We start from the raw sequence: 20,748 nt of genomic DNA, 5'->3' as shown, positions 1-20,748 counted from the left end.
AACCCGATGGAACCGGCAACCGATCAGTTCCGGTTCGGCTCGATACCGAAGTCGCTCGGCGCGAACTCCTCGGGCAGGGGCTCATCGCGCTCGCCGTCGATGTCGGCGAGCACTTCCTGGAGCAGTTCGGCGAAGAAGTCCGGCCGTTCGGTCATCGGGAAGTGGCCGACCTTCCGGAGGGCAACCGCGGTCGCGCCCTCGCCGATGCCCGCGGCGGCGGCACGGGCGTCCTCCGGGTTGGTGAGGTAGTCGTACTCGCCGTTCATGAGGTACATCGGCGTCTCGGTCGCGTCGATGTCGTCGAGGCCCTCGCGGTAGTCGTGGTCCATCGAGTAGTAGTAGAGGTCGCCACGGGAGACGCCGCTGGCGCTTTGCTGGTAGATGAAGACGTTTTCGCGGCGGCGCTCCTCCGGGCTCTGGGGGGCCATCAGCCCCGACGGGGCGTAGCCGTTGACCTCGGTGGCGTTGACGTGGGGGTGGTCGAGCCACTGCATGTAGAAGCCGGGGGTGAAGGCGCCGGCTTCGAGGCCGATCAGCGCGCGGAACGTGTCGGGGTACCAGTCGGCGAGTTCGAGCGTGAGCGTCCCGCCCATGCTCGACCCCATGTAGATGGGCTCTTCGAGCGAGAGCGCGTCGGCGATGGAGACCACGGTCTCGGCGAACCGCTCGGCAGTGAGCTGGTACTCCTCGTCCCACCACGTCTCGCCGTCCGGCGGCAGGGAGTTGCCGTGGTGTGGCAGGTCGTAGGCGACGACGCGGTAGTCGTCGGTGATCGTCCCGTCGTTCAGGAGGTGGCGCCACTGGCGGCTGTTCGCGCCGGCGGTGTGCTGACAGAGGAGCGGGATGCCGTCCGCCGGACCGTTCTCCTCGACGTAGACGCGGTGGGTCGTCCCGTCGATGTCGACGTAGACGTACTTCCCCGCGACCGGCTCGACGGCACCGTGGTCGGTCATGCTTCCCCCGTGGGGACTTCCCGCATGAGATTCAGCGCGCGCTGGACCGACCGGAAGTTCTGGAACACGGTCTTGTAGTTGCCCACGAGCTGGAAGTAGCCCTCCTCCTGCCGGACGGCCGACCGATAGACCGAGGCCACGATGTCGTTGTGGTGTGGCGGTGGCACCTCCTCGGTGAACTGTTCCCAGGCCTCACGCGGCCCGAGAACGCCGAAGTCCCAGGCGTCGTCGAAGCCCGGCGGCGAGCGCACGTCCTCGATGCGGCCGTTCTGCACCTCGACGAAGAACCGTTCCTGCCCGATGCCGAGCATGAAGTTCTCGTCGAAGTCGTCGCGGCCGTGCAGTCGCATTTCGTCGTCCTCGTTGACGATGAGCTGATACTCCGCCCAGAAATCGTCGCTGGCGAGTTCTGTCATGTGTTGGGGGGTAGGTACCACGACTGGTACCGATGCCCACAGCCGACGGGCGGCGGGGTGAAATAACTACGGGGCCAACGACCAAGCCGGGTGTGCCCGTCCATGAGGTGTGGACTCACTGGGCACGGGGAAGGGCCTCGTTGCGGCGGCCGAGGACCGGGCGGCGCCGTCGAGGAAGACGAAGACGTGGCCCCGCGGGGGTCGATGCCTTCGAAGGATAGTTACTGCTCGTTCGACTTCGCGGCGGTCTCGGCGAGCGTCTCGCGGTCGGGGAAGTAGGCCGGCGCGTCCCGGTCGACCTCGAACTCGACGATGCGCTCGACGGCCGTCGCGTCGTCCTCGACCGCCTCCTGCAGGTCGGTCGCGAGGTCGACGTACCCCTCGGCGAGGTCCTGGTACGCCGTCAGTCGGGCCTGTTTCGCCTCGACGAGCGCCTGCTTCTCCTCGACTTCCGACTCGGCGTCGACCAGCTCATCCGTCTCGATGCTCTCGGCGCCGGGCTCCGGCGGCGCGGTCGTCCCGTCGGTCGAATCGGGCTCGACGACACGGTCCCGGAGGGCCGCGAGGTCCGAGTCGAGTTCGTCGAGCAGGTCCGCGACCTCCTCCCGGAGCGTCTCGGCCTTCCCGGAGCAGAGCCGGGCCTGAAGGCGGCAGTAGTCGACGAACGCCGCGATGTCGTCCGTGTCCGCGTCCACGTCCCTCGCCCCTTCGTCGGCGTCGCGGTCTCCCGCGGCTTCGTCCGCCGTGCGGTCCCCCGCGCCCTCGTCGCTCATACGTCCCGAACGTGACGGGCGCTGAAGTGGGTTGTGTCCGCCGGCGTCGCAGCGTCAGTCCCAGGCGGGGGCGTCGGCGCGTTTCTCGACGCGCATCGGCATCCCGTCCCGCGGGTGGGCGGTGAGGGTCGGCATGAGCTCCAGCGGTCCATCGCCTTCGTAGGAAAGACGATACCGGCTGGCGGTCGTCGCGAGGATGAGCCGCGCTTCGAGCAGGGCGAGGTGTTTGCCGATGCAGTGGCGCGGGCCGCCGCCGAAGGGGAAGTAGGCGAAGCGGGGGCGGTCCTGGGAGCGTTCGGGTTTCCAGCGCTCGGGGTCGAAGGTGTCGGGGTCGTCCCAGTAGCGGTCCGAGCGGTGCACGGCGTACTGGGGGAGCATGATCGTCGCGCCCTCCGGGATGGTGTAGCCGCCGACCTCGAAGTCCCGTTCGGGCGTCCGGAAGATGGTGTAGACCGGCGGGTACAGACGCATGGCCTCGTTGACGACCCACTCGGTGTACTCCATCTCGCGCACGTCGGCCATCGTCGGCGCGTCGCCGTCGAGTAGCTCGTCGAGTTCGGCGTGGACGCGCCGCTCGGCCTCGGGATGCTGGGAGAGGAGATACCAGGTGTAGGTCATCGTCAGCGCCGTCGTATCGTGGCCGGCAAGCAGCATCGTCATCATCTCGTCGCGCAGCTGGCGGTTGGTCTGCTCGCCGTCGGCGCGGGCCCGCAGGAGGATGGAGAGGAAGTCCATCGGGCCGTCGTCGTCGCCCGTGTCGATCTCCTGGCGGCGGCGGTCGACGATCTCCGCGATCACGTCGTCCAGTTCCTCGACCGCGGACTGGTACTCGTCGTCGCCGGGTAGCGGGACCCACTCGGGGGCGGCAAAGCGGATGGGATCCGGCTCGAACCGGCGGCCGATGGGCTCCAGTTGCGTCTGGACGTGGTCGAGCCGCTCGTCGGACAGCTGTGTGCCCATCATCAGGTCACAGATGACGTCGATGGTGACCTCCGTCATCTCCTGCTCGACGTCGAGTTCGTCGCCGTCCGCCCACTCCGAGAGCAGCGACTCGGTGTGGTCGACGATGCGGTCGGCCATCCCCGAGAGGCGGTTCATGTTGAACGCCGGAGTGGCGAGGTCGCGCTGTTTCTGCCAGGTGTCGCCCTCGCTGAGCAGCAACCCCTCGCCGAGCAGGTCGCCGAGCGCGTCGTCCTGGAACTCCGGTTTGACGAAGTCGTCGGATTCGGAGACGAGAACCCGCTCGATGTCGGCGGGGTTCGTCACCATGTAGGTGTTCAGCGGCCCCATGTCGAATCGGGCCACGTCGCCGTAGGACTGTTCCAGCGCGGTGACGAACCCGAACGGGTCGCGCGCGTACTGCCGGCTGCTCCCGAAGACGGGTCGGCCCTTCGGACCTGGTGGGGTCTGCGACATCACCACAGCTAGGGACTGCACTCGTATGATAGTTCGGCTCGCGGCGGCCCCGCCGCGCGGCGTCGAGGGCCGTCGTCCCGCTCAGTCCCCCGTGTCCCGGAGCATCCGCAGTCGGTACCCGTCGGCGTCGGTCGGGTTCCGCACACGGCCCGCCTCTTCGGCGGCGTCGAGCAACTCGGCGACGAAGGCCTTTGGCACCTCGACGCCGATGAAGTCGCTCTCGCCGGGCACCGTCAGCCGGGCCATCGTCTTTTCGGTGCCGTGGTCGTTGTAGATGCTCCCGACCTGCGTCTCGTCGCGGTACAGCCGGAGGGTCACGTCGGTCGCTTCCACCGCGTCCAGGGACACCTCGAACACCCGGTCCGGTGCCTCGACGCGGGCGAGCAGGCGGCCGTCGTGCTCGGTGACGAGCGTCTCCATGCCCACGGTACGCGGTCGAGGGGCAAAGCCCCGGCGCCCCTCCGTCGGCCCGGGCCAACGGGGGGGTTTTTGCACCGAGCGCCCGTCGAGAGGTGTATGCGCGCAGCAGTCTTTCACGGCCCCGGCGACGTACGTATCGAGGAGGTCCCGAAACCGGAGATCGAGGACCCGGGCGACGCCCTGATCCGGGTCACCCACACCGCCGTCTGTGGCTCGGACCTGTGGTTCTACAACGGCGACACCGACCGCGAAGACGGGTCCCGCGTCGGCCACGAACCGATGGGAATCGTCGAGGAGGTCGGCGAGGACGTGACCAGCGTCCGGCCCGGCGACCGCGTGTTCGCGCCCTTCGTGATCTCCTGTGGCGAGTGCGAGTTCTGCCGCAAGGGTCTGCACACCTCCTGTGTGAACGGCGACGCCTGGAGCGGCGCGAACGGCGGCGCCCAGGGGGAGTTCGTCCGCGCGCCCCACGCCGACGGGACGCTCGTGCGCGTCCCCGACCGCTACGCCGACGACGGGGACGTTCTCGAATCCGTCCTGCCCCTGACGGACGTGATGGGGACCGGCCACCACGCGGCGGTCAGCGCGGGCGTCGAGGCCGGCGGCGAGTGCGTCGTCATCGGCGACGGTGCCGTGGGCCTCTGTGGCGTCCTCGCGGCCCGTCGCCTGGGGGCGCGGCGGATCGTCGCCGTCGGCCACCACGCCGGCCGCCTGGACCTGGCCGCCGACCTGGGTGCGACCGACACGGTCCTCGGAGAGGACGACGTCGATACGGTCGAGCGCGTCCGCGAGGCCACCGACGGCGGCGTCGACCACGTCCTCGAATGCGTCGGTGCGGCCTCGTCCATGCGGCAGGCGGTCGAGATCTGCCGGCCCGGCGGCACGGTGGGGTACGTCGGCGTCCCCCACGGCGTCGACGAGGCGGGCCTGGAGCTGTACGAGTTTTTCGGGGACAACATCGCCCTCAGGGGCGGCATCGCGCCGGTCCGGGCCTACGCCGACGACCTGCTCGCCGACGTGCTCGGCGGGACGCTCGACCCGTCGCCGGTCTTCGACATGGAAGTGGACCTCGACGGCGTCCCCGACGGCTACCAGGCGATGGCCGACCGCGAGGCGCTGAAAGTCCTCGTCAAACCCTGACCGGACAGGGGACACCGGCCCGCCCGCGGCGGCGACCGTGCTATGTCGGTACGACGACAACCGTGTGTGTTGATAACTCTCATTACCCACCGGAAATCGGGTGACATCGGTGTAACTCACTTCTCGATTTGTAGCAAGCACATATGTACCGTCTAGCTGGAAGGTCCAATGGGCATGCAAGAACTCACTGCGTTTCAGCGAGACCTGCTGTACGTCATCGCGGATCTCGACCGACCGTACGGCCTGGGCATCAAGCGGGAACTGGAATCGTACTACGGATCGGACGTGAACCACGGCCGTCTCTACCCCAATCTCGACGAACTCGTCGAGGAGGACTATCTCCAGAAGGAGGCCCTGGACGACCGGACCAACGCGTACCGGCTGACCGACGCCGGCCGCGACCTGATCGACCGGCGTCGCGACTGGGAGGACGACAAACTCGACGGCGAGACGTCGACGGCCTCGACCGAAGACGGCGAGAACATCGCAGCCACCCAGTGACCGACGCTGGCACGTGAACGACGGGACGGGCAGACGTAGCACTCGTTTTATCGAACTGCGGGGGATCGGGCCGACGGTACGGGCGGCGACGCCCGAGCGCTTTTCCACGTGGCGAGCGACCGGTACCGGCATGACGGACGCCGTCACCTACACCGTCGAGTCCGGCATCGCCACGGTCCGGCTCGACCGGCCCGAGAAGTACAACGCGATGACCCTGCCGATGTGGCGGGCAGTCACGGACGCCGTCGGCCGGGCCGCGGCCGACGACGCCCGCGCGCTCGTCCTCACGGGCGCGGGCGACCTGTTCTGTGCCGGCGACGACATCGGCGCCCTCGCCGACATCGAGGACGAACGCGACGTGCGGGCGCTCGTCGACACGCTCTCGGACTGCTTCGAGGCCATCGAGCGGTCGCGAGTGCCCGTCGTCGGCCGCGCGAACGGGTCGGCCTACGGCGGGGGGTTCGAGCTCCTGCTCGCGGCCGACGTGACGGTCGTCCCCGAGGGCGCGGCGTTCGCGCTCCCCGAGACGGAGATCGGTGCGATGCCGCTGTACGCCGCCAAGCGACTCACGGCCGCCGTCGGCAAACAGCGGGCCGCGGACCTCGCGCTCACCGGCCGGGAGATCGACGGCGCCACGGCCGCCGACTGGGGCCTGTTCGCCCGTGCCGTCCCCGCGAGCGACCTCGACGAGGCCGTCGCCGAGGTCGTCTCGGCGTTCGAGCGCGCCTCGCCCGCGGCCACTGCGACGACCAAGGCGTGGCTGAACGCCGGCCTCGGGTCGCCGGCCGAGCGCGTCGGGATGCGGACCGGCCTGGGCTACCTCTTCGCCGGTCCCGACGCCCGCGAGGGGGCCGAGGCGTTCCTCGAGGACCGCGACCCGGATTACGCGGAGTGAGCGACGAAGGGACCCGAACCGATTTGCCGCCGGCTTGCCAAGGGGGCGCACATGACCACCTTCCAGGTCACCGACGGCGTCCACGGCATCGACGCCGAACTGTTCGACTCGGGCTTTCTCTCGGCCTATCTGTTCGACGACGACGAGCCGACGCTGGTCGACCCCGGCCACGCCGCCGGCGCGGGGACGGTCCTCGACGGCGTCCGCGAGTGTGGCGTCGACCCCGCGGACCTCCAGCACGTCGTCTGCTCGCACGTCCACGTCGACCACGCCGGCGCGGCGAGCGCGGTGCTGGACGCCGCGCCCGACGCCGACGTCCACATCCACGAGATGACCGCGCCCCACCTCGCCGACCCCGCGGACCTGATCGCGAGCAGCCGCGAGGCGATGGGCGAACAGTTCGCGGCGATGGGCGAACAGGACCCGGTGCCCGAGGACCGTATCGTCGAGGTCCCGGGTGACGGCACCACGCTCGATATCGGCGCGAACACGCTCGAACTGATCCACGCGCCGGGCCACTCCCCGGACCACTTCGCGATCTGGAACGCCGAGCGGGACCTGCTGTTCGCCGCCGAGTGTCTCGGCGGCTACCTCGAACGCGCGGACAACTTCTTCCCGCCCTCGACGCTCCCGAACTTCGACGTCGGACTCATCGAGGACGCTATCGCCCGCCTGCGCGAGTTCGACCCCGAACACGTCCTGTTCCCGCACTTCGGCGCGTGGCCCGGCGACCCCGGCGCGGTGTTCGAGAACGCCGAGCGCGAACTCCACCGCTACGACGAGCGCATCCGCGAACTCCACGACGAGACCGGGTCGGTCGCCGAGACCAAGGCACGGGTCCGCGAGGAACTGATGGCCGTCTCGCCGCCGTACGACCCCGTCGTCGAGGAGTTCTACACCAGTCTCGTCACCGACGGCTACCTGAAGTACCACGGGCGGTTGTGAACCGCCCGGTGCCGACAGTCCCCGGCAGACGGGGCGGCGCTCACCCGACTCAGCCCGTGTGCGTCACGCCGCCGTCGACCACCAGCGTCTCGCCGTTGACGTAGGACGCCTCCTCGGAGGCGAGAAAGCACACCGCGTCGGCGACCTCGTCGGGCTCGCCGAACCGCGCCATGGGAATCGAGGACTTCGCGTAGCGGTCGCCCTGTTCGGTGCCGACGATGGGCACGTCCTCCTCGGTCATCGCCGTCCCGACGATGCCGGGCATGACGGCGTTGACGCGGACGCCTTCGCCGCCGAAGCGGTCGGCGAGCGAGTAGGTCAGCGAGGTCACCGCGCCCTTCGTGAGGTCGTAGGAGGGGTAGGTGCCGAGCGCCCGAACCGCGCCGATGGAGGACATGTTGACGATGCTGCCGCCGTCGTTTTCGAGCATCCGTTCGGCGGCGACCTGTGCGCCGAAAAATACGCCCTTGACGTTCACGTCGAGGAACGCCTGGAGGTCGGCCTCGGTCACGTCGAGGAACTCCTCGCCCCGGAAGATGCCGGCGTTGTTGACCATGCTGTCGACGCCGCCGAACGCCTCGGCCGCGTCGACGGCCGATTCGAGGTCGGCGCGGTCGGACACGTCACACTCGACGAACGTGGCCTCGCCGCCGTCGGCTTCGATCAGTTCGTGGGTCGGCGTGCCGCCCTGTCGCGGCGTCTCCCGCAGGTCGGCGACGACGACGCTCGCGCCGCGGTCGGCGAAGGTCCGACAGATCGCGCGGCCGTTACCGCTCGCGCCGCCGGTGACGACGGCGACACGGTCTTCGAGTCGGTCTCCCATACCGGGTGTGGGCGGGCCGACGGACCAAAACCGTCCGGGGTCAGTAGTCGCCGAGCACACCCAGCCGGCGGGCGCGGTTCGTCGCCGCCCGGAAGACGAGGTAGCCGGCGAGCAGGTAGCCGACGGCGGTGCCGACGAGTAGCGCCAGGTCGACGGCGGGGAACTGCCAGAGGCGGGTCCCGTCGAGCATCGCCCGCTGGAGGAGGGCACTGCCCTGTGCGAGCGGGAGCAGGCGCGTCCACCCGAGGTCGAAGGCGGGCGCGGAGATGAGCGGGACGAACCCGAACTGGATGAGGTTCAGCCAGTTACCGATCCGCTTGTAGAGGACGGCGACGCCGCCGGCGGCGAAGCCCAACCCGAGCACCGAGGCGATGCTCAGGACGGCCACGGGGACGACGGTGAGCACGTCGAAGGCGATCGGCGTCCCCGTCAGCAGGACCATGACGACCAGCACGACCGTCGAGGTGAGGAAGGTCCGGACGACCTTGGCGACGCCTTTCAGCAGCGCGACCGGGGCGAACCCGAAGGGCGTGATGACGTGGCGTTCGAGGGTGCCCCACTGCACCTCGCTGCCCACGTCGTTCGAGATGGCCTGGTACGCCCCCACCGAGAGCGTCCACAGGAAGTAGCCGACGACGATGCCGTCGATGGAGTCCGTCAGCGCCTGCCCGGCCAGCAGGCGCCCGCCGTAAAAGAGGAGCCCGAACAGGAGCAGGGCGATGACGATGCCACCGATGGCGTTCGCGGGGTAGCGAACGAAGATGAGGTACTCGCGGTAGAGCACGGCCCGCGCGAGCGTCGCGAAGCCGGCCGGGCGCGGGTCGTCGGCGGTTCCGTCGAGGGAATCGGCCTCCGCGGGCTCCCGACTCATCCCTCGCCTCCGGTGAGTTCCACGAGCACGTCTTCGAGCGCCGGTTCGACGGTGTGGATCGACTCGACGTGGACGCCCCGCTCGCGGCAGGCGGCGAGGAAGGCGTACAGCGTCTCGCCCTCGACGGCGGCCTCGACCGTGGTCGTCTCGGGGCCGCGCTCGACGGCGGTGAGCGGGAAGCGCTCGCGGAGGGCGGCCACGGTGTCGGCAGTGAGATCGGGGCTCGCGACGCGGACGCCGCTGGCGGCGAGCCGTGCCCGGAGGTTCGCCACGGTGTCGTCGGCGACGGTCCGGCCCTCGTTCATCACCACGACGCGGTCACAGACCGCCTCGATGGTGTCCATGTCGTGACTGGAGAGCACGACCGTCAGGTCCCGCTCCGTGACGATGCGGCGCAACTCGGCGCGGAGGGTCCGTGACCCCTCGACGTCGAGGCCGAGCGTCGGCTCGTCGAGAAAGACCACGTCGGCCCCGCCGGCGAGGACCGACGCGAGCGACACCTTGCCCTTCATTCCACGCGAGAGGTCGCGCACGGGGTCGTCGGCGCGGTCCGCGAGGTCGAGCCGCTCCAGCAGGCGCTCGTGGCGGGCGGCGATGGAGTCGGGGTCGACGCCGTTGATCGTCGCGAAGTAGCGGAGGTTCTCGCGGACGGTGAGTCGCCAGTAGTCGTTGCGGGCGCCTTCGAGCATGGCGTCGACGTGGGCGTAGGCCGCCCGCGGGTCGTCGGCCACGTCGATGCCGTGGACGCGGACGCGGCCGGCGTCGGGCAGGACCATCCCGAGGATACACTTGATCGCCGTCGTCTTGCCCGCGCCGTTGGGACCGAGCAGGCCGACCACCGATCCCCGCTCGACGGTCAGCGAGAGGTCGTCGACCGCGGTGATCGCGTCCGCGCCGCTCCCGAACCGCTTCGTGAGCCCCTCGACGGCGAGGGCTGGTGGCTCCCGGTCGCCCGTGTCGGCCGTCGCGTCCGCGGGTGAGGTCTCCGCTCGCTCTCCCCGCTGGCGTTTTGCCATCGTGGTCTAGGGAGGGCCGGAGCGGGAAAAGGTCAGTCCCACTCCTCGACGACGACACCCTCCGAGCCACAGAGGATACACGACCCGCCGTGGCGGATGGCGACGACCTGGCCGCCACAGGAAAAGCAGTGCAGGAGCCGTCGGTTGTTCTTCTGTAGCTCCGCCCGGATCTCGTCGGTCTGCGGTGGAATCAGCGACATTGCTCTGCGTGGTTTGACCGTATTGCAGGGCGCCACGGCCAAAAATTCCGGGTCCGTCGGTCGGGACGCGAGCACGGTCGGGGGCCAGAGGCCGCCGGGACCCGAACCACGGATACAAGACGCCGGGTCCCCTACTGTCAGTGTGACCGACACCCACGAGTATCGCTGTCTCGCCTGCGAGGACGCGACAGTCTCCCGTGATTTCGACGTCTCCCATCTCTCCCGGACCTGTGACGCCTGTGGCGAGTTCGGCCGCTTCGTCAACACCATCGTCCTCGACCAGCTCGAGGCGCTGGAAGCCGATCCGCCCGAGCGCCTCCACTGGGACAGCCTCGACCGTGCCCGGAAGTTCCTGATCGCCGAGCGACTCACCCGCGGCGACTACTCCATCGACGATTTCGATGTAACAGCACCCGCGGACGGCGCGGGCGCGACCGAGGGCGACGACGGCCCCGTCGACCAAACCGCCGATGCCAGCGGGACAGACGACGGGGGGATGGATGCCGACGCCGGCGAGTCGAGCGATGCGGACGCCGAGGAGACGGACGCCGCGGACACCGAAGAGACGGACGCCGCGGTGATGGAACGCGATGCGGCGAACGCGAACGGCGCCGGCGAGGGCGGGCAGTAGCCGGCGGGTATCGGGGCCGGTCCCAGGGGGCCGGTCAGCGCTCGTCGAGGACGCCCTCGGCGAACCGCGTCAGCGCCCGCTCGGGGTCGCCGTCGCCGGCCTCCGAGACGCCGACGAGGAGGTGGTCGACACCCAGGTCGTCGAGCTCGTGGACGTACTCGCGGAACCACTCGATCCCGGCGCGGTAGCCCTGGTGGACCGGCTCCGGGTCGGCGGTCGGGTCGTCCGCGAGCACGGCGCGGACGGCCATCGCGTACGGTTTCTCGCCCGCGACCGCGCGCCAGTCCGCGAGGAACGAGTCGAGGGTGTCGTTCGGGAGATGATAGAACAGCCAGCCGTCGCCGTGCTCGCCGAGCCAGTCCATCGACTGGCGGGCACGGCCCGTCGGCAGGAGGGGGACGGTGTCGGTCGTCGGCGTCGGGACGAGGTCGAGGTCGCCGTCGAGTTCGCCCCACGACCCCTCGATCTCGGGGAAGTCCTCGCGCCAGACGGTCCGGAGACAGTCGACGGCCTCGCGGAACAGGCGGTCCCGGTCCTCGCGGGAAACGTCGAAGGCCGGGAACTCCGGGTCGCGGTCGCCGGTGGCGATTCCCATCACGAGCCGGCCCCCGGAGAGGCGGTCGAGCGTGGCGGCGCTTTTCGCGACGTGGAGCGGGTGCCGGAGCGTGAGGACGACGCTTCCGGTCCCGAGCGCGATCTCGTCGGTGCGGGCGGCCACCTGGCTCAGCCAGGGCCAGGTGTCGTAGGTCTGGCCGGTATCGCCGAAGCGCGGCCAGTACAGCGGGACGTCCCGCGCCCACAGCGCGTCGAACCCCAGGGCCTCGGCTCGGGCCGCCAGTTCGAGTTCGCGCTCGACGGGCGGCCGTGACTCCCGCGAATCGGTCAGGGGAAAGCCGGTCCCGACGGTGAGGCCGTCGGTGTCGAACAGGCGCCGGAAGCCCGCGTTCTCGTGACCACTGGACACGTCCGCCCTCGTCGCCGGACGCGTATGTGGGCTGTGGTTTTTCGGGCCGCCGCCGGCCCGCCCGCGTCCGGCGCGACCTGCCGTCCCGGCCAAAGCTTTCAACTACGCAACATCGCTAGCCCCACCCGCGAACAGGATGTCCCCTCTCCCCCACGCTCCCCCACCCTCCGGCGCATCGCACGTCCTCGTGGCCGCCCCGCCGCTCCGGTCGGTCCGGTACGAACTCTGCCGGTCGCTGCTGACGGCGCGGGGCGCCGCGACGGACGTGGTCAGCGTCGCGTACCGCCGCCCGGTCCCCGAACAGTTCACCGACCTCGAACCCGCCCCGAACGCCCAGTCACCGCAGATCAGCGTCGTCAACGTGGGGCCGGCGTCGGCCCCCCTCGAGGACTGTCGCGACGACCTCCCGGTCGAGACGGCCGTCACGTCGGTTCCGGCGACCGATTCGCTGACCGAACTCGGCATGACCGTCGAGGGCCGCCTCCAGGACTTCGCCGACAACTCACGGCCGACAGCGCTCTGTTTCGACTCGCTCACGTCGATGTCGCTGTACGCCGGGCCGTCACAGGCCGACCGATTCCTCGACTGGCTGTGCTCGCGTGTCGACGCCATCGACGGGCACGCCCACTACCACGCGGACCCGGTCGCCCACGACAGCCCGCTCCGCGAGCGGTTCGGCGACCACTTCGACGAGGTGATCGAGGTCGGCGCCGACGGGACGGTCGAGACGAGTTACTGACGGTAGCCCCGGCCCCGTCAGTCGTGCCGAGAACGGTGACTTTATTCGCGTGATTCCCTAGCTACTGGTGTGGCTTCCCCGTTCGAGATTCTCGGGCTCGACCCGAGTGCCGATGACGACGAGATCATCGAGGCGTATCGGCGACGGGTGAAGGAGGTGCACCCGGACCAGGGCGGCTCGAAAGAGGCGTTCACGGCGGTCCGGGACGCCTACGAACAGCTGATGTCGGGCGACGTGACCACGTCGGGGCCGGCCGGTCCGGGCGAGCCCGGGGAGACGGGCGGCCCCAACGCGACGGCCACGCGCGGCGGGCCGCGCGCGCAGTCGACCGACGAGGCCCAGCAGATCGAGTCCCACGTCGAGTACCTCAACTACATGGTCGCAGAGGACAACGGCTGGGAACTCGGCGACGAGAACCTCTTCGGCAAGGCGGCGCGGGCCGGCCTCAGCGACGAGGACCACGGCGAGTTCACCGTCCTCCCCCACGAGTCGCTGCTGGAGGCCGCCGAACGCCGAGGGTTCGCCTGGCCCTTCGCCTGCCGGGGCGGCGCCTGTACCAACTGTGCGGTCATGGTCGTCGAGGGGGACATCCCGACACCGTCCTGGCAGATCCTCCCCGAGGACCTGACCGACCGCGGAATTCGCCTCTCCTGTAACTCCGCGCCGGTCACGCCCGAGGCCAAGATCATCTACAACGTGAAACACCTGCCGGGCGTCGACGAACTCCGCCTGCCCGCGACGCGGTTCAAGAAGGCCCGCTCCGACGACTGACCGGTCGGCGCCCACCGCGGCGAACCGACGACCGATTCAAGCCGCCGGCTGCCGTACTCGTCTCCGTGACCGAGCTCCTGCTCTACGGCGGGAAGGGTGGCGTTGGCAAGACGACGGTCGCGGCCGCGTCGGGGCTTCGATCGGCCGCCGAGGGGTACGAGACGCTCGTCGTTTCGACCGACCCGGCACACTCCCTGTCCGACTCGTTCGAGGTCGACCTCGGCGGCGAACCGACCGCGGTTCGCGAGGGGCTGTGGGGCGTCGAGATCGACCCCGAGTCGGGGGTCGACCGCTACCGGGCACTGTTCGAGGCCCTGGCGGACGAACTCGCCGACGCGGGCATCCGGCTCGACGAGGACGACGTGGCGGAACTGTTCACCGCGGGGGTGACGCCCGGGAGCGACGAACTGGCGGCGCTGGACGCGCTGGCGACGTACACGGACGGCGACCGCTGGGACCGGGTGCTCCTGGACACGGCGCCGACGGGGCACACGCTCCGCCTGCTCGACCTGCCGGCGGTACTCGACCGTGGACTGGCGACGGCCCTCGACCTCCGCGAGCAGGTTCGCCGGCGGGTCGACACCGCGCGCACGATGCTTTTCGGCCCGCTGTCGACGCCCCGGCGCGAGGGCCCCGACGAGTTCGTCGAACTTCGCGACCGCATGGAGCGGGTCGGGACGGTCCTGCGTGACCCCGAACGGACGGACTTCCGGGTCGTCACCATTCCCGAGACGATGGCCGTCCACGAGACGGAGCGACTGGTCGCCCGCCTCCGGGAGTTCGAGGTGCCGGTGACGACACTCGTCGTCAACAAGGTGATCGAGGACCCCGGTGACTGCGAGCGGTGCCGCGGGAAGGCGGCCGTCGCCGAGGCGGCGATCGCCGACCTTCGGGCCGTGCTCCCCGACCTCGACCTGTGGACGGTGCCCGACCAGCCCGGCGAGGTGACGGGGCGTGACGCACTCGACCAGGTTGCGGCGACCCTCGGGCCGGACTGATTCCCGCCGCGCCGGAAGCCGCGGTAATCGTTTTTTTCGTGGCGACCGTCGCTTCGAACGGAGGGAGTGTCATGTTCGGAAGCGACTGGCTCCTCGCACTGCTGGCCGCCGCGTTGCTGGCACACGCGCTGATCGTGTACCACCTCTACGGGGGCCGGCGCCAGCGGTCCGACACCGGGTCCCGGTCGGGGTCGACGGCGACGGACGCCCCCTCGCCGGCAGCGGCCCGGTCGGCGATTACCTGCCAGCACTGCGGGGCCGAGAACGACGACGGCTACCGGTACTGCCGGGCGTGTGCGTCGGAGCTCCCGCGACGCAACACGCTCGCCGATTCGAGCGACGACCCCCTCGGCCGCATCCCGCGGTGACCGACGCCGGACCGCACGCCGACGAGCGCGCTGGTCGCGCCAGCGCCGGCCGTTCTCGCTGGCCGCCCCACCCACCGCCGAGACCGGTTACGGGTTGGTAATATTGTGAGAATTGCACAAAAATATAAAAGAGTGCGGCCCGTACGTCGTGGTGATGAGCAGTGATCAACCGACCCGCGATGCCGGGGACGAGTCAGCGAACGAGCTGCAAGACGACGGGGATAGGACGCCGTCGGAACCGATCCACGTCGACTCGGCGGCCCACCTCGACGAGACGGTGGGGGCCAACGACGTGGTGCTGGTCGACTTCTACGCGGATTGGTGCGGTCCGTGCAAGATGATCGAACCGACGGTGGCGGAGATCGCGGCCGAGACCGACGCAGCAGTCGCCAAGGTCGACGTCGACGCCCACCAGCAACTGGCGGCGGAGTACGGCGTCCAGGGCGTGCCGACGCTCCTGCTGTTCGCCGACGGTGCGGTTGCGGAGCGGATGGTCGGCGTCAAGCGCAAGGAAGCACTGGCGTCCCTGATTCAGGAGTACAGTGCCTGAGGACGACCCGGACGAACGGACGGCCGACGTAGCGGTTATCGGCGGCGGGCCGGCGGGGCTGAGCGCGGCCGTCTACACGGCCCGTGCCGACCAGGAGACGCTCGTATTCGACGACGGCGGGGGAACGACCCGCGATGTCGACCGGATGGAGAACGTCTACGGGTTCCCCGACGGCATCACAGGACCGGAACTCGTCGCCCGCGGCCGCGAGCAGGCCGCGAAGTTCGGCGCCGAGTTCGTCCCCGAGGAGGTCGTCCGTCTCTCGACGACTGACGGGGAGACCTACGCGGTCGAGACGACCGAGCGGACCTACGCGGTCCGCGGGGTGGTCCTCGCCACCGGTGCCTCCTACGAGTCGCCGGCTATCGCCGACGTGGAGCGCTTCGAGGGCCGCGGGGTCTCCTACTGCGTGGAGTGTGACGCCTACTTCTACCGCGACAGCCCGGTCGCCGTCGTCGGCGCCGGCAACTACGCGGCCAGGGAGGCCCTCATGCTGCTCGACTACACCGACGACGTGGTCCTGCTGACGAACGGCGACGATCTCGTGGCCGACCCCGACCTCGTCGACCGTCTCGACGAGGCGGACATCCCGGTCCGCATGGACCGCCTCGACACGCTCGTCGGCGACGAGACGCTCGACGGCGTCGAGACCGGGGACGGCGAGCGGATCACCGTCGACGGCCTGTTCGTCGCCCTCGGCGCGGCCGGCGGGACGGACCTCGCGGAGATGCTCGGCGTCCCCACGGCGAACCGGGCGGTCGAGACCGACGCCGAGATGGGGACGCCGGTCCCCCGCGTCTACGCGGCCGGGGACGTGACCGGCGGCCAACGCCAGATCAACACCTCCGTCGGCGAGGGGACCCGTGCGGCCATCAACCTCCTCGAGGACCTCCGCGACACTGCCGATTACGTCGACTACCGGAAAATCGACACCGACGCGTCCGACGCGCCTGCCGACGACTGACCGACCGCATGTGGGCGGCCACGCCGACGGTTGGCGCAGGCCAAACACAGGGCTATCTCACTGCCGCGCGTACGATGTGGTATGGCGAACACCACGACCGACGAGACGGAGGGGCTCCCGTTGCAGGTCAAGATAATGTTCCTGCTGATCGCGCTCGTGCTGGCGTTCGTGATCGGTATCGACCTGCTTGAGTTCGCGACCGCGCTCTAGCGCCGCATGCGTTTTTCCGTTCTCGGCCCTCGATCTCTCTCCAGCCCACGAGCCGCGGCGCCGCACCGCTATCGGTGCGGTGGGACTGGCCGCCGTTCCCCACCCTCCGTCGCGGAAAAGAACTGCCGTGCCGCTCAGAGCGGCAGCAACGCACCGACGGGCACTGGTGGTGCGCCGGGTGTGAGCGCCCCGTCGCCGACCATCGTCGCAATCGGCACGCCGTAGGCGATGACGACGAGGACGACCGCGATGCCGACCCAGAGACGGACGTCGTCGAGCACGCGTGGGCTCTCCTCGGGGCCGGACAGCGCCGGCGGGAGCGCGCTCGACACCCCGAGTCGCCCGCGGCCGCGCTCGGCGAGCCACGTGCCGAGCATCACGGTGAGGAACATGAGCGCGCCGAGGAAGAGCAGGGTCCCGCCGATGGCGATCTGGAGGCGCATCTCGGCCACGCCACCGACGACCCCATCGTAGACGACCTGCTCGTACTCCGGTTCGGCCGTCCGGCGCGGGACGCCGGCGAGGCCGGCACGGTGCATGGCGTTCGACATCAGGAGCATACCGCCGAACCAGACGTAGGGCTGGAGCTGTGCGATGCCGCGGAACTGGAGTCGTTTCCCGGTCACCTGCGGGTAGAGCCAGTAACTGATGGCCATGAACGTCAGTGCCGACGCTGTCCCGACGGTGAGGTGGAAGTGGCCGGGCACCCACAGCGTGTTGTGGATGAGATAGTTGATATTCATCCCGGCGTTGATGATGCCGGAGAAGCCGCCGGCGGCGAACATGACGCCCGCGAGCGCACAGCCGGCGAACGCGGGGCGTCCCCACGGCAGGGCTTTCAGCCAGCCGAGATAGCCCTCACCGCCGCGCTGGCGCGCGCCGTGTTCGATGCTCGCGACGACCGTGAAGGCCGTCAGGAAACTCGGAAGCAGGAGGAACATCGTGTTCGTCATCGCGACGAATTTGAAGCCCTCGGGGACGCCGGGGTCCATGTACTGGTGGTGGAACCCGACCGGCGTCGAGAGGATCAGAAAGAGGACGAATACGACCCGGGCGAGGGCGTCGGAGAACAGCCGTCCGCCGGCCAGTTTCGGCAGGATGGTGTACCAGACGAAGTACGCCGGCATGAGCCAGAAGTAGACGACTGGATGCCCGAAAAACCAGAACAGCGTCCGCGTCAGCAGGGGGTCGACCGTCCCGATGATGCCCAGCGACCAGGGGATGAGAAAGAAGATGGTCTCGACGGCGACGCCGAGGGTCGCGATGTACCACATCAACATCGTCGTCAGCACCATGAATGTCTGCAGGGGGATGCGCGCGTCGGGGTTGTCGGCCCGCCACGTGAAGTACGAGCGGAACCAGTCGGCGCCGGCGAGCCAGGTGCCGACGATGAACAGCGCGAGCCCGATGTAAAATATCGGGTGGGCCTGCAGGGGCGCGTAGAACGTGTAGAGCACGTCGGCCTCGAACGGGATTTCGCCGACCAATCCGCCGAGGATTGCGACGGTGGTCATGAGCGCACCCACCAGCATGAAGCCGAACCAGACGAGCGAGAACCGCGGACTCCACAGCCGTTGCCCGAGGCTCCGTGCGACGCCCCAGGTGAAGATACCGCCGAGGAAGAAGATCGTGAAAAAGAGCGCCAGGAGGACGCCGTGGCCCGTCAGCACGGAGTAGTACTGCCCGGAGGAGATGAGTCCGCGGAAGACACCGGTCCGGTGGAGCGCCTGGACCACGCCGAAGAGCGCGCCGATGCCCAGCGCGGTGAACGCGACGCCGAAACAGAGCCGCGTGATCCGCGCGGCGAAGGGGTAGCGGTCGACGAAGGCGCTGCGTTCGCGCGTCTCCGATTCCTCTGGCGTCGGATAGTCGTGGTCGTGTGCGTGTGCCATCTCAGGTCCCTCCTGTGGTCGTCGCGGTGTCGCCGGTCATCGTGTTCGTTCCGTTCGCGGTCGTGTTCGTTCCGTTCGCGGTCGTGTTCGCGCTGAACTCCGACTGCGGGACGACGATCACCTCGCCGGCCATCTCGTGGTGACCCTCCCCGCAGTACTCGTTACAGATGATTCCGTACTGGTCGGGTTCGTCGAACTCCGCGGTGAGCGTCGCCACCTGGCCGGGGATCGCCATCGTGTTGACGTTCGTGCCCGCCAGCTCGAAGCCGTGGAGGACGTCCTTGCTTGCTACGTGGAAGGTGACGGTGGACCCAGCCGGGATCCGGATCGGCTGGCCGGTCCCGGGCTGGTAACTGAACCGCTGTGCGAGGACGTACACGTCGTACTCGTCCTCGCCGGTCCGGTAGACGCCCGGCTCCCGGAAGTTCTCGCCGTCGACGGGATCGGTGGTGTTGGTCTGGCCGCCGGAGTCGTCGACCATGACGACCCCCGCGTCCACCGCACCGTAGGTGATCGTCCCGATGAAAAGCAGAACCAGGACGAGCGCGGCGACGATCCAGACCTTTTCGAAGCGGTGGACCTCCATCTATCCCACCACCGTCGGGCCGCTGCCGAGGAACTCGACGAAGTACATGAACAGCCACAGCCCGCTGATCACGAAGAAGTAAATCGCGATCAGGATGGCCGTCCCCACGGGGTCGTACTCGTCGTGGGAGAGCACTCGATGGTGTCGACCGTCGTCCGGTGCTTCTCGCATCGTCCGGTCGTGCAGATAGTCCGGTCTCGTTCGGCCGTCGTCCTCGGGCCCGCCGTACGCGGTGTCGGGCCGCGGTCGCCACTCGAAGACGTACATGACCGCGAGCGTCAGCACCGCGAGGCCGACCCACAGCGAGACGGCGACGATGGGTGGCGGAAGTTGCGCCATACGTCCGTTCGCTTCGACTGGAGGCGCTTACGTCGTGGTTTGTCACAGGACAACTCTCGGCGAGTCTCGCAGCCTCCCGGCCACTCGCCGAGGGAACGTTTAGGTAGGTGACCGGCAAAGAGCCGACGACGCGGGGTCGCCGGGCCGGTCGGTCCCGGCGGACCACCGCCCTACGAACCATGACGCGGGAGGACTATCCGGACGACGTGCTCGTGTCGGCGGACTGGGTCACCGAGCGGCTGGACGCCTTCCGGGCCGACGACCCGGCGTACCGGCTCGTCGAGGTCGACGTGAACCCGGCGTTCTACGAGACTGCACACGTCCCGGGTGCGGTCGGGTTCGACTGGCAGACGCAGTTGCGGGCCGACGACCGGTGTGACCTCGTCGGATCGGCGGCGTTCGGCGACCTGCTCGGCGCACACGGGGTCACCGAGGACACGACGCTGGTGCTTTACGGCGATAACGCCAACTGGTTCGCCACCTACTGCTACTGGCTCTGTCGGTACTACGGCCACGAGGACGTGCGTATCCTCGACGGCGGGCGCCGCTACTGGCTGGAGGAGGGGTTCCCCACGACCGACGCGGTGCCCGACTACCCGGCGGTGGCGTACGACCCGTCCGGCCCCTTCCAGCACCTCCGGGCCTACCGCGAGGACGTGCTGCGGGCGCTCGACACCGGGACGACGCTGCTCGACGTCCGCACGGAAGAGGAGTACCGGGGCGAGGTGATCGCCCCGCCGGGAATGACCGAGACGGCGCGCCGTGCCGGGCACATCCCGGGCGCGACACACGTCCTCTGGGCCGAGAACGTCCGCGCCGACGGGACCTTCCGGCCGCCCGAGAAACTCCGGGACCGCTACGCCGCCGCGGGCGTCACCGACGACCGTGAGACCATCGTCTACTGCCGGATCGGCGAACGCTCATCGATTACCTGGTTCGCGCTCACCGAGTTACTGGGCTACGACCACGTCCGCAACTACGACGGCTCCTGGACCGAGTGGGGCAACCTCGTCGGCGCGCCCATCGAGGTCGAGACCGACGACCCCAAACGCCCCTCAGTCTGAGCCGCGCAGGGGGTCCGGTTCGAGGTCGCTCGGCTCGTCGTCGGTGACGAACCCGTCGAGCGAGAGATCGCCGCCGAACATCAGCCGCAGCGCGACGACGGTGACGCCGACGCTGACCGCAGCCATCACGACGTACGGCGACCGGGCCAAGACGAACGCGGCCACCGGCAGCAGCGCGCCCAGTCCGAGCAACGGGACGGTATCGAGCGGGAAATCGTCCATGTGACGCGCTCCGGCCCGTACGGACTTCGGCATCACGTTGTCGTGTGACAACTCGAGTCCGGTTCGTGGCTTGGCGAACGC

The 20,748-nt window shown here is 69.4% G+C and carries 27 protein-coding genes; 13 read left to right on the top strand and 14 right to left on the bottom strand.

The window, feature by feature from the left end; genetic code table 11:
• Positions 1-23 precede the first annotated feature (23 nt).
• The 5 genes from MUG96_RS00515 to MUG96_RS00495 all read right to left on the bottom strand — a co-directional run bounded on the left by MUG96_RS00515 (position 24) and on the right by MUG96_RS00495 (position 3,978).
• Positions 24-953: an alpha/beta fold hydrolase gene (locus MUG96_RS00515; protein WP_246985542.1), complete on the bottom strand. Its 930-nt coding sequence runs from the start codon at positions 951-953 to the stop codon at positions 24-26.
• Positions 950-1,369: a hypothetical protein gene (locus MUG96_RS00510; protein ID WP_246985540.1), complete on the bottom strand. Its 420-nt coding sequence runs from the start codon at positions 1,367-1,369 to the stop codon at positions 950-952. Before MUG96_RS00510 ends, MUG96_RS00515 begins: the two co-directional genes overlap by 4 nt.
• 221 nt (positions 1,370-1,590) lie before the next feature.
• Positions 1,591-2,142, bottom strand: a complete 552-nt coding sequence (locus tag MUG96_RS00505; RefSeq protein WP_246985538.1) for a hypothetical protein — start codon at positions 2,140-2,142, stop codon at positions 1,591-1,593.
• A 54-nt stretch (positions 2,143-2,196) separates the two neighbouring features.
• Positions 2,197-3,558: a cytochrome P450 gene (locus tag MUG96_RS00500; RefSeq protein WP_246985537.1), complete on the bottom strand. Its 1,362-nt coding sequence runs from the start codon at positions 3,556-3,558 to the stop codon at positions 2,197-2,199.
• A gap of 81 nt (positions 3,559-3,639) precedes the next feature.
• Positions 3,640-3,978 carry a hypothetical protein gene (locus tag MUG96_RS00495; RefSeq protein ID WP_246985535.1) on the bottom strand — a complete coding sequence of 113 codons (339 nt, stop codon included), beginning with the start codon at positions 3,976-3,978 and terminating at the stop codon, positions 3,640-3,642.
• A gap of 96 nt (positions 3,979-4,074) precedes the next feature.
• Between MUG96_RS00495 and MUG96_RS00490 the strand changes: the two genes are divergently transcribed.
• The 4 genes from MUG96_RS00490 to MUG96_RS00475 all read left to right on the top strand — a co-directional run bounded on the left by MUG96_RS00490 (position 4,075) and on the right by MUG96_RS00475 (position 7,459).
• Entirely contained in the window at positions 4,075-5,118 is a 1,044-nt protein-coding gene (locus MUG96_RS00490; RefSeq protein ID WP_246985533.1) for a zinc-dependent alcohol dehydrogenase family protein, read from the top strand.
• Positions 5,119-5,292: 174 nt separating this feature from the next.
• On the top strand, positions 5,293-5,619 hold the full coding sequence (locus tag MUG96_RS00485) for a helix-turn-helix transcriptional regulator (protein WP_246985531.1): 327 nt from the start codon (positions 5,293-5,295) through the stop codon (positions 5,617-5,619).
• 130 nt (positions 5,620-5,749) lie between these two features.
• A complete protein-coding gene (locus tag MUG96_RS00480; RefSeq protein WP_246985529.1) occupies positions 5,750-6,514 on the top strand; it encodes an enoyl-CoA hydratase/isomerase family protein in 765 nt (254 codons plus the stop codon).
• A 51-nt stretch (positions 6,515-6,565) separates the two neighbouring features.
• Complete coding sequence (locus tag MUG96_RS00475) at positions 6,566-7,459, top strand: MBL fold metallo-hydrolase (protein WP_246985527.1); 894 nt, start codon at positions 6,566-6,568, stop codon at positions 7,457-7,459.
• Positions 7,460-7,508: 49 nt separating this feature from the next.
• Here the strand turns inward: MUG96_RS00475 and MUG96_RS00470 are convergent, their stop codons facing one another.
• From MUG96_RS00470 to MUG96_RS00455, 4 genes are read right to left on the bottom strand one after another with little or no spacing between them, the layout of a single operon-like run.
• Positions 7,509-8,282: an SDR family oxidoreductase gene (locus tag MUG96_RS00470; protein WP_246985525.1), complete on the bottom strand. Its 774-nt coding sequence runs from the start codon at positions 8,280-8,282 to the stop codon at positions 7,509-7,511.
• Between the two features lie 40 nt (positions 8,283-8,322).
• Positions 8,323-9,153 (bottom strand): ABC transporter permease, encoded by an 831-nt coding sequence (locus tag MUG96_RS00465; RefSeq protein WP_246985523.1) that lies wholly within the window; start codon positions 9,151-9,153, stop codon positions 8,323-8,325.
• Positions 9,150-10,169 carry an ABC transporter ATP-binding protein gene (locus tag MUG96_RS00460; RefSeq protein ID WP_246985521.1) on the bottom strand — a complete coding sequence of 340 codons (1,020 nt, stop codon included), beginning with the start codon at positions 10,167-10,169 and terminating at the stop codon, positions 9,150-9,152. Before MUG96_RS00460 ends, MUG96_RS00465 begins: the two co-directional genes overlap by 4 nt.
• A 32-nt stretch (positions 10,170-10,201) precedes the next feature.
• On the bottom strand, positions 10,202-10,369 hold the full coding sequence (locus MUG96_RS00455) for a hypothetical protein (protein ID WP_246985519.1): 168 nt from the start codon (positions 10,367-10,369) through the stop codon (positions 10,202-10,204).
• A 142-nt stretch (positions 10,370-10,511) separates the two neighbouring features.
• Here MUG96_RS00455 and MUG96_RS00450 point away from each other — a divergent pair, with 142 nt between their 5' ends.
• Positions 10,512-11,000 carry a hypothetical protein gene (locus MUG96_RS00450; protein WP_246985517.1) on the top strand — a complete coding sequence of 163 codons (489 nt, stop codon included), beginning with the start codon at positions 10,512-10,514 and terminating at the stop codon, positions 10,998-11,000.
• 34 nt (positions 11,001-11,034) lie between these two features.
• On the opposite strand, the gene MUG96_RS00445 is transcribed toward MUG96_RS00450, so the two are convergent.
• On the bottom strand, positions 11,035-11,964 hold the full coding sequence (locus MUG96_RS00445; RefSeq protein ID WP_246985515.1) for a TIGR03571 family LLM class oxidoreductase: 930 nt from the start codon (positions 11,962-11,964) through the stop codon (positions 11,035-11,037).
• A gap of 187 nt (positions 11,965-12,151) precedes the next feature.
• Here MUG96_RS00445 and MUG96_RS00440 point away from each other — a divergent pair, with 187 nt between their 5' ends.
• From MUG96_RS00440 to MUG96_RS24075, 7 genes are all read left to right on the top strand, one after another.
• Positions 12,152-12,703 carry a DUF7504 family protein gene (locus tag MUG96_RS00440; RefSeq protein ID WP_246985513.1) on the top strand — a complete coding sequence of 184 codons (552 nt, stop codon included), beginning with the start codon at positions 12,152-12,154 and terminating at the stop codon, positions 12,701-12,703.
• 69 nt (positions 12,704-12,772) lie between these two features.
• Complete coding sequence (gene fer / locus MUG96_RS00435) at positions 12,773-13,474, top strand: ferredoxin Fer (RefSeq protein ID WP_246985511.1); 702 nt, start codon at positions 12,773-12,775, stop codon at positions 13,472-13,474.
• A 65-nt stretch (positions 13,475-13,539) separates the two neighbouring features.
• Positions 13,540-14,472 carry an ArsA family ATPase gene (locus tag MUG96_RS00430; RefSeq protein WP_246985509.1) on the top strand — a complete coding sequence of 311 codons (933 nt, stop codon included), beginning with the start codon at positions 13,540-13,542 and terminating at the stop codon, positions 14,470-14,472.
• 71 nt (positions 14,473-14,543) lie between these two features.
• The gene (locus MUG96_RS00425; RefSeq protein ID WP_246985508.1) at positions 14,544-14,840 is read left to right on the top strand and encodes a zinc ribbon domain-containing protein; all 297 of its coding nucleotides are present in this window, start codon (positions 14,544-14,546) and stop codon (positions 14,838-14,840) included.
• A gap of 154 nt (positions 14,841-14,994) precedes the next feature.
• On the top strand, positions 14,995-15,390 hold the full coding sequence (trxA, locus tag MUG96_RS00420; RefSeq protein WP_246985507.1) for a thioredoxin: 396 nt from the start codon (positions 14,995-14,997) through the stop codon (positions 15,388-15,390).
• On the top strand, positions 15,383-16,354 hold the full coding sequence (locus MUG96_RS00415; protein ID WP_246985506.1) for an NAD(P)/FAD-dependent oxidoreductase: 972 nt from the start codon (positions 15,383-15,385) through the stop codon (positions 16,352-16,354). Before trxA ends, MUG96_RS00415 begins: the two co-directional genes overlap by 8 nt.
• A gap of 81 nt (positions 16,355-16,435) precedes the next feature.
• Positions 16,436-16,564 (top strand): hypothetical protein, encoded by a 129-nt coding sequence (locus MUG96_RS24075; RefSeq protein WP_256465411.1) that lies wholly within the window; start codon positions 16,436-16,438, stop codon positions 16,562-16,564.
• 134 nt (positions 16,565-16,698) lie between these two features.
• On the opposite strand, the gene MUG96_RS00410 is transcribed toward MUG96_RS24075, so the two are convergent.
• Genes MUG96_RS00410 through MUG96_RS00400 form a run of 3 tightly spaced genes read right to left on the bottom strand, consistent with a single transcriptional unit; the run spans position 16,699 to position 19,381 of the window.
• The gene (locus MUG96_RS00410; protein ID WP_246985505.1) at positions 16,699-18,456 is read right to left on the bottom strand and encodes a b(o/a)3-type cytochrome-c oxidase subunit 1; all 1,758 of its coding nucleotides are present in this window, start codon (positions 18,454-18,456) and stop codon (positions 16,699-16,701) included.
• Position 18,457: 1 nt separating this feature from the next.
• The gene (locus tag MUG96_RS00405; RefSeq protein WP_246985504.1) at positions 18,458-19,042 is read right to left on the bottom strand and encodes a cytochrome c oxidase subunit II; all 585 of its coding nucleotides are present in this window, start codon (positions 19,040-19,042) and stop codon (positions 18,458-18,460) included.
• Complete coding sequence (locus tag MUG96_RS00400; protein WP_246985503.1) at positions 19,043-19,381, bottom strand: halocyanin; 339 nt, start codon at positions 19,379-19,381, stop codon at positions 19,043-19,045.
• Positions 19,382-19,560: 179 nt separating this feature from the next.
• On the opposite strand from MUG96_RS00400, the gene MUG96_RS00395 reads away from it, so the two are divergent.
• The gene (locus tag MUG96_RS00395) at positions 19,561-20,445 is read left to right on the top strand and encodes a sulfurtransferase (protein ID WP_246985501.1); all 885 of its coding nucleotides are present in this window, start codon (positions 19,561-19,563) and stop codon (positions 20,443-20,445) included.
• Here MUG96_RS00395 and MUG96_RS00390 read toward each other — a convergent pair.
• Entirely contained in the window at positions 20,437-20,667 is a 231-nt protein-coding gene (locus tag MUG96_RS00390; protein ID WP_246985499.1) for a DUF8131 family protein, read from the bottom strand. The two genes, MUG96_RS00395 and MUG96_RS00390, sit on opposite strands and share 9 nt — an antisense overlap.
• Positions 20,668-20,748 lie beyond the last annotated feature (81 nt).

The sequence above is a fragment of the Halorientalis marina genome (genome assembly GCF_023028345.1).
Classification (GTDB): domain Archaea; phylum Halobacteriota; class Halobacteria; order Halobacteriales; family Haloarculaceae; genus Halorientalis; species Halorientalis marina.
This window is presented reverse-complemented; position numbering and strand designations above follow the sequence as displayed.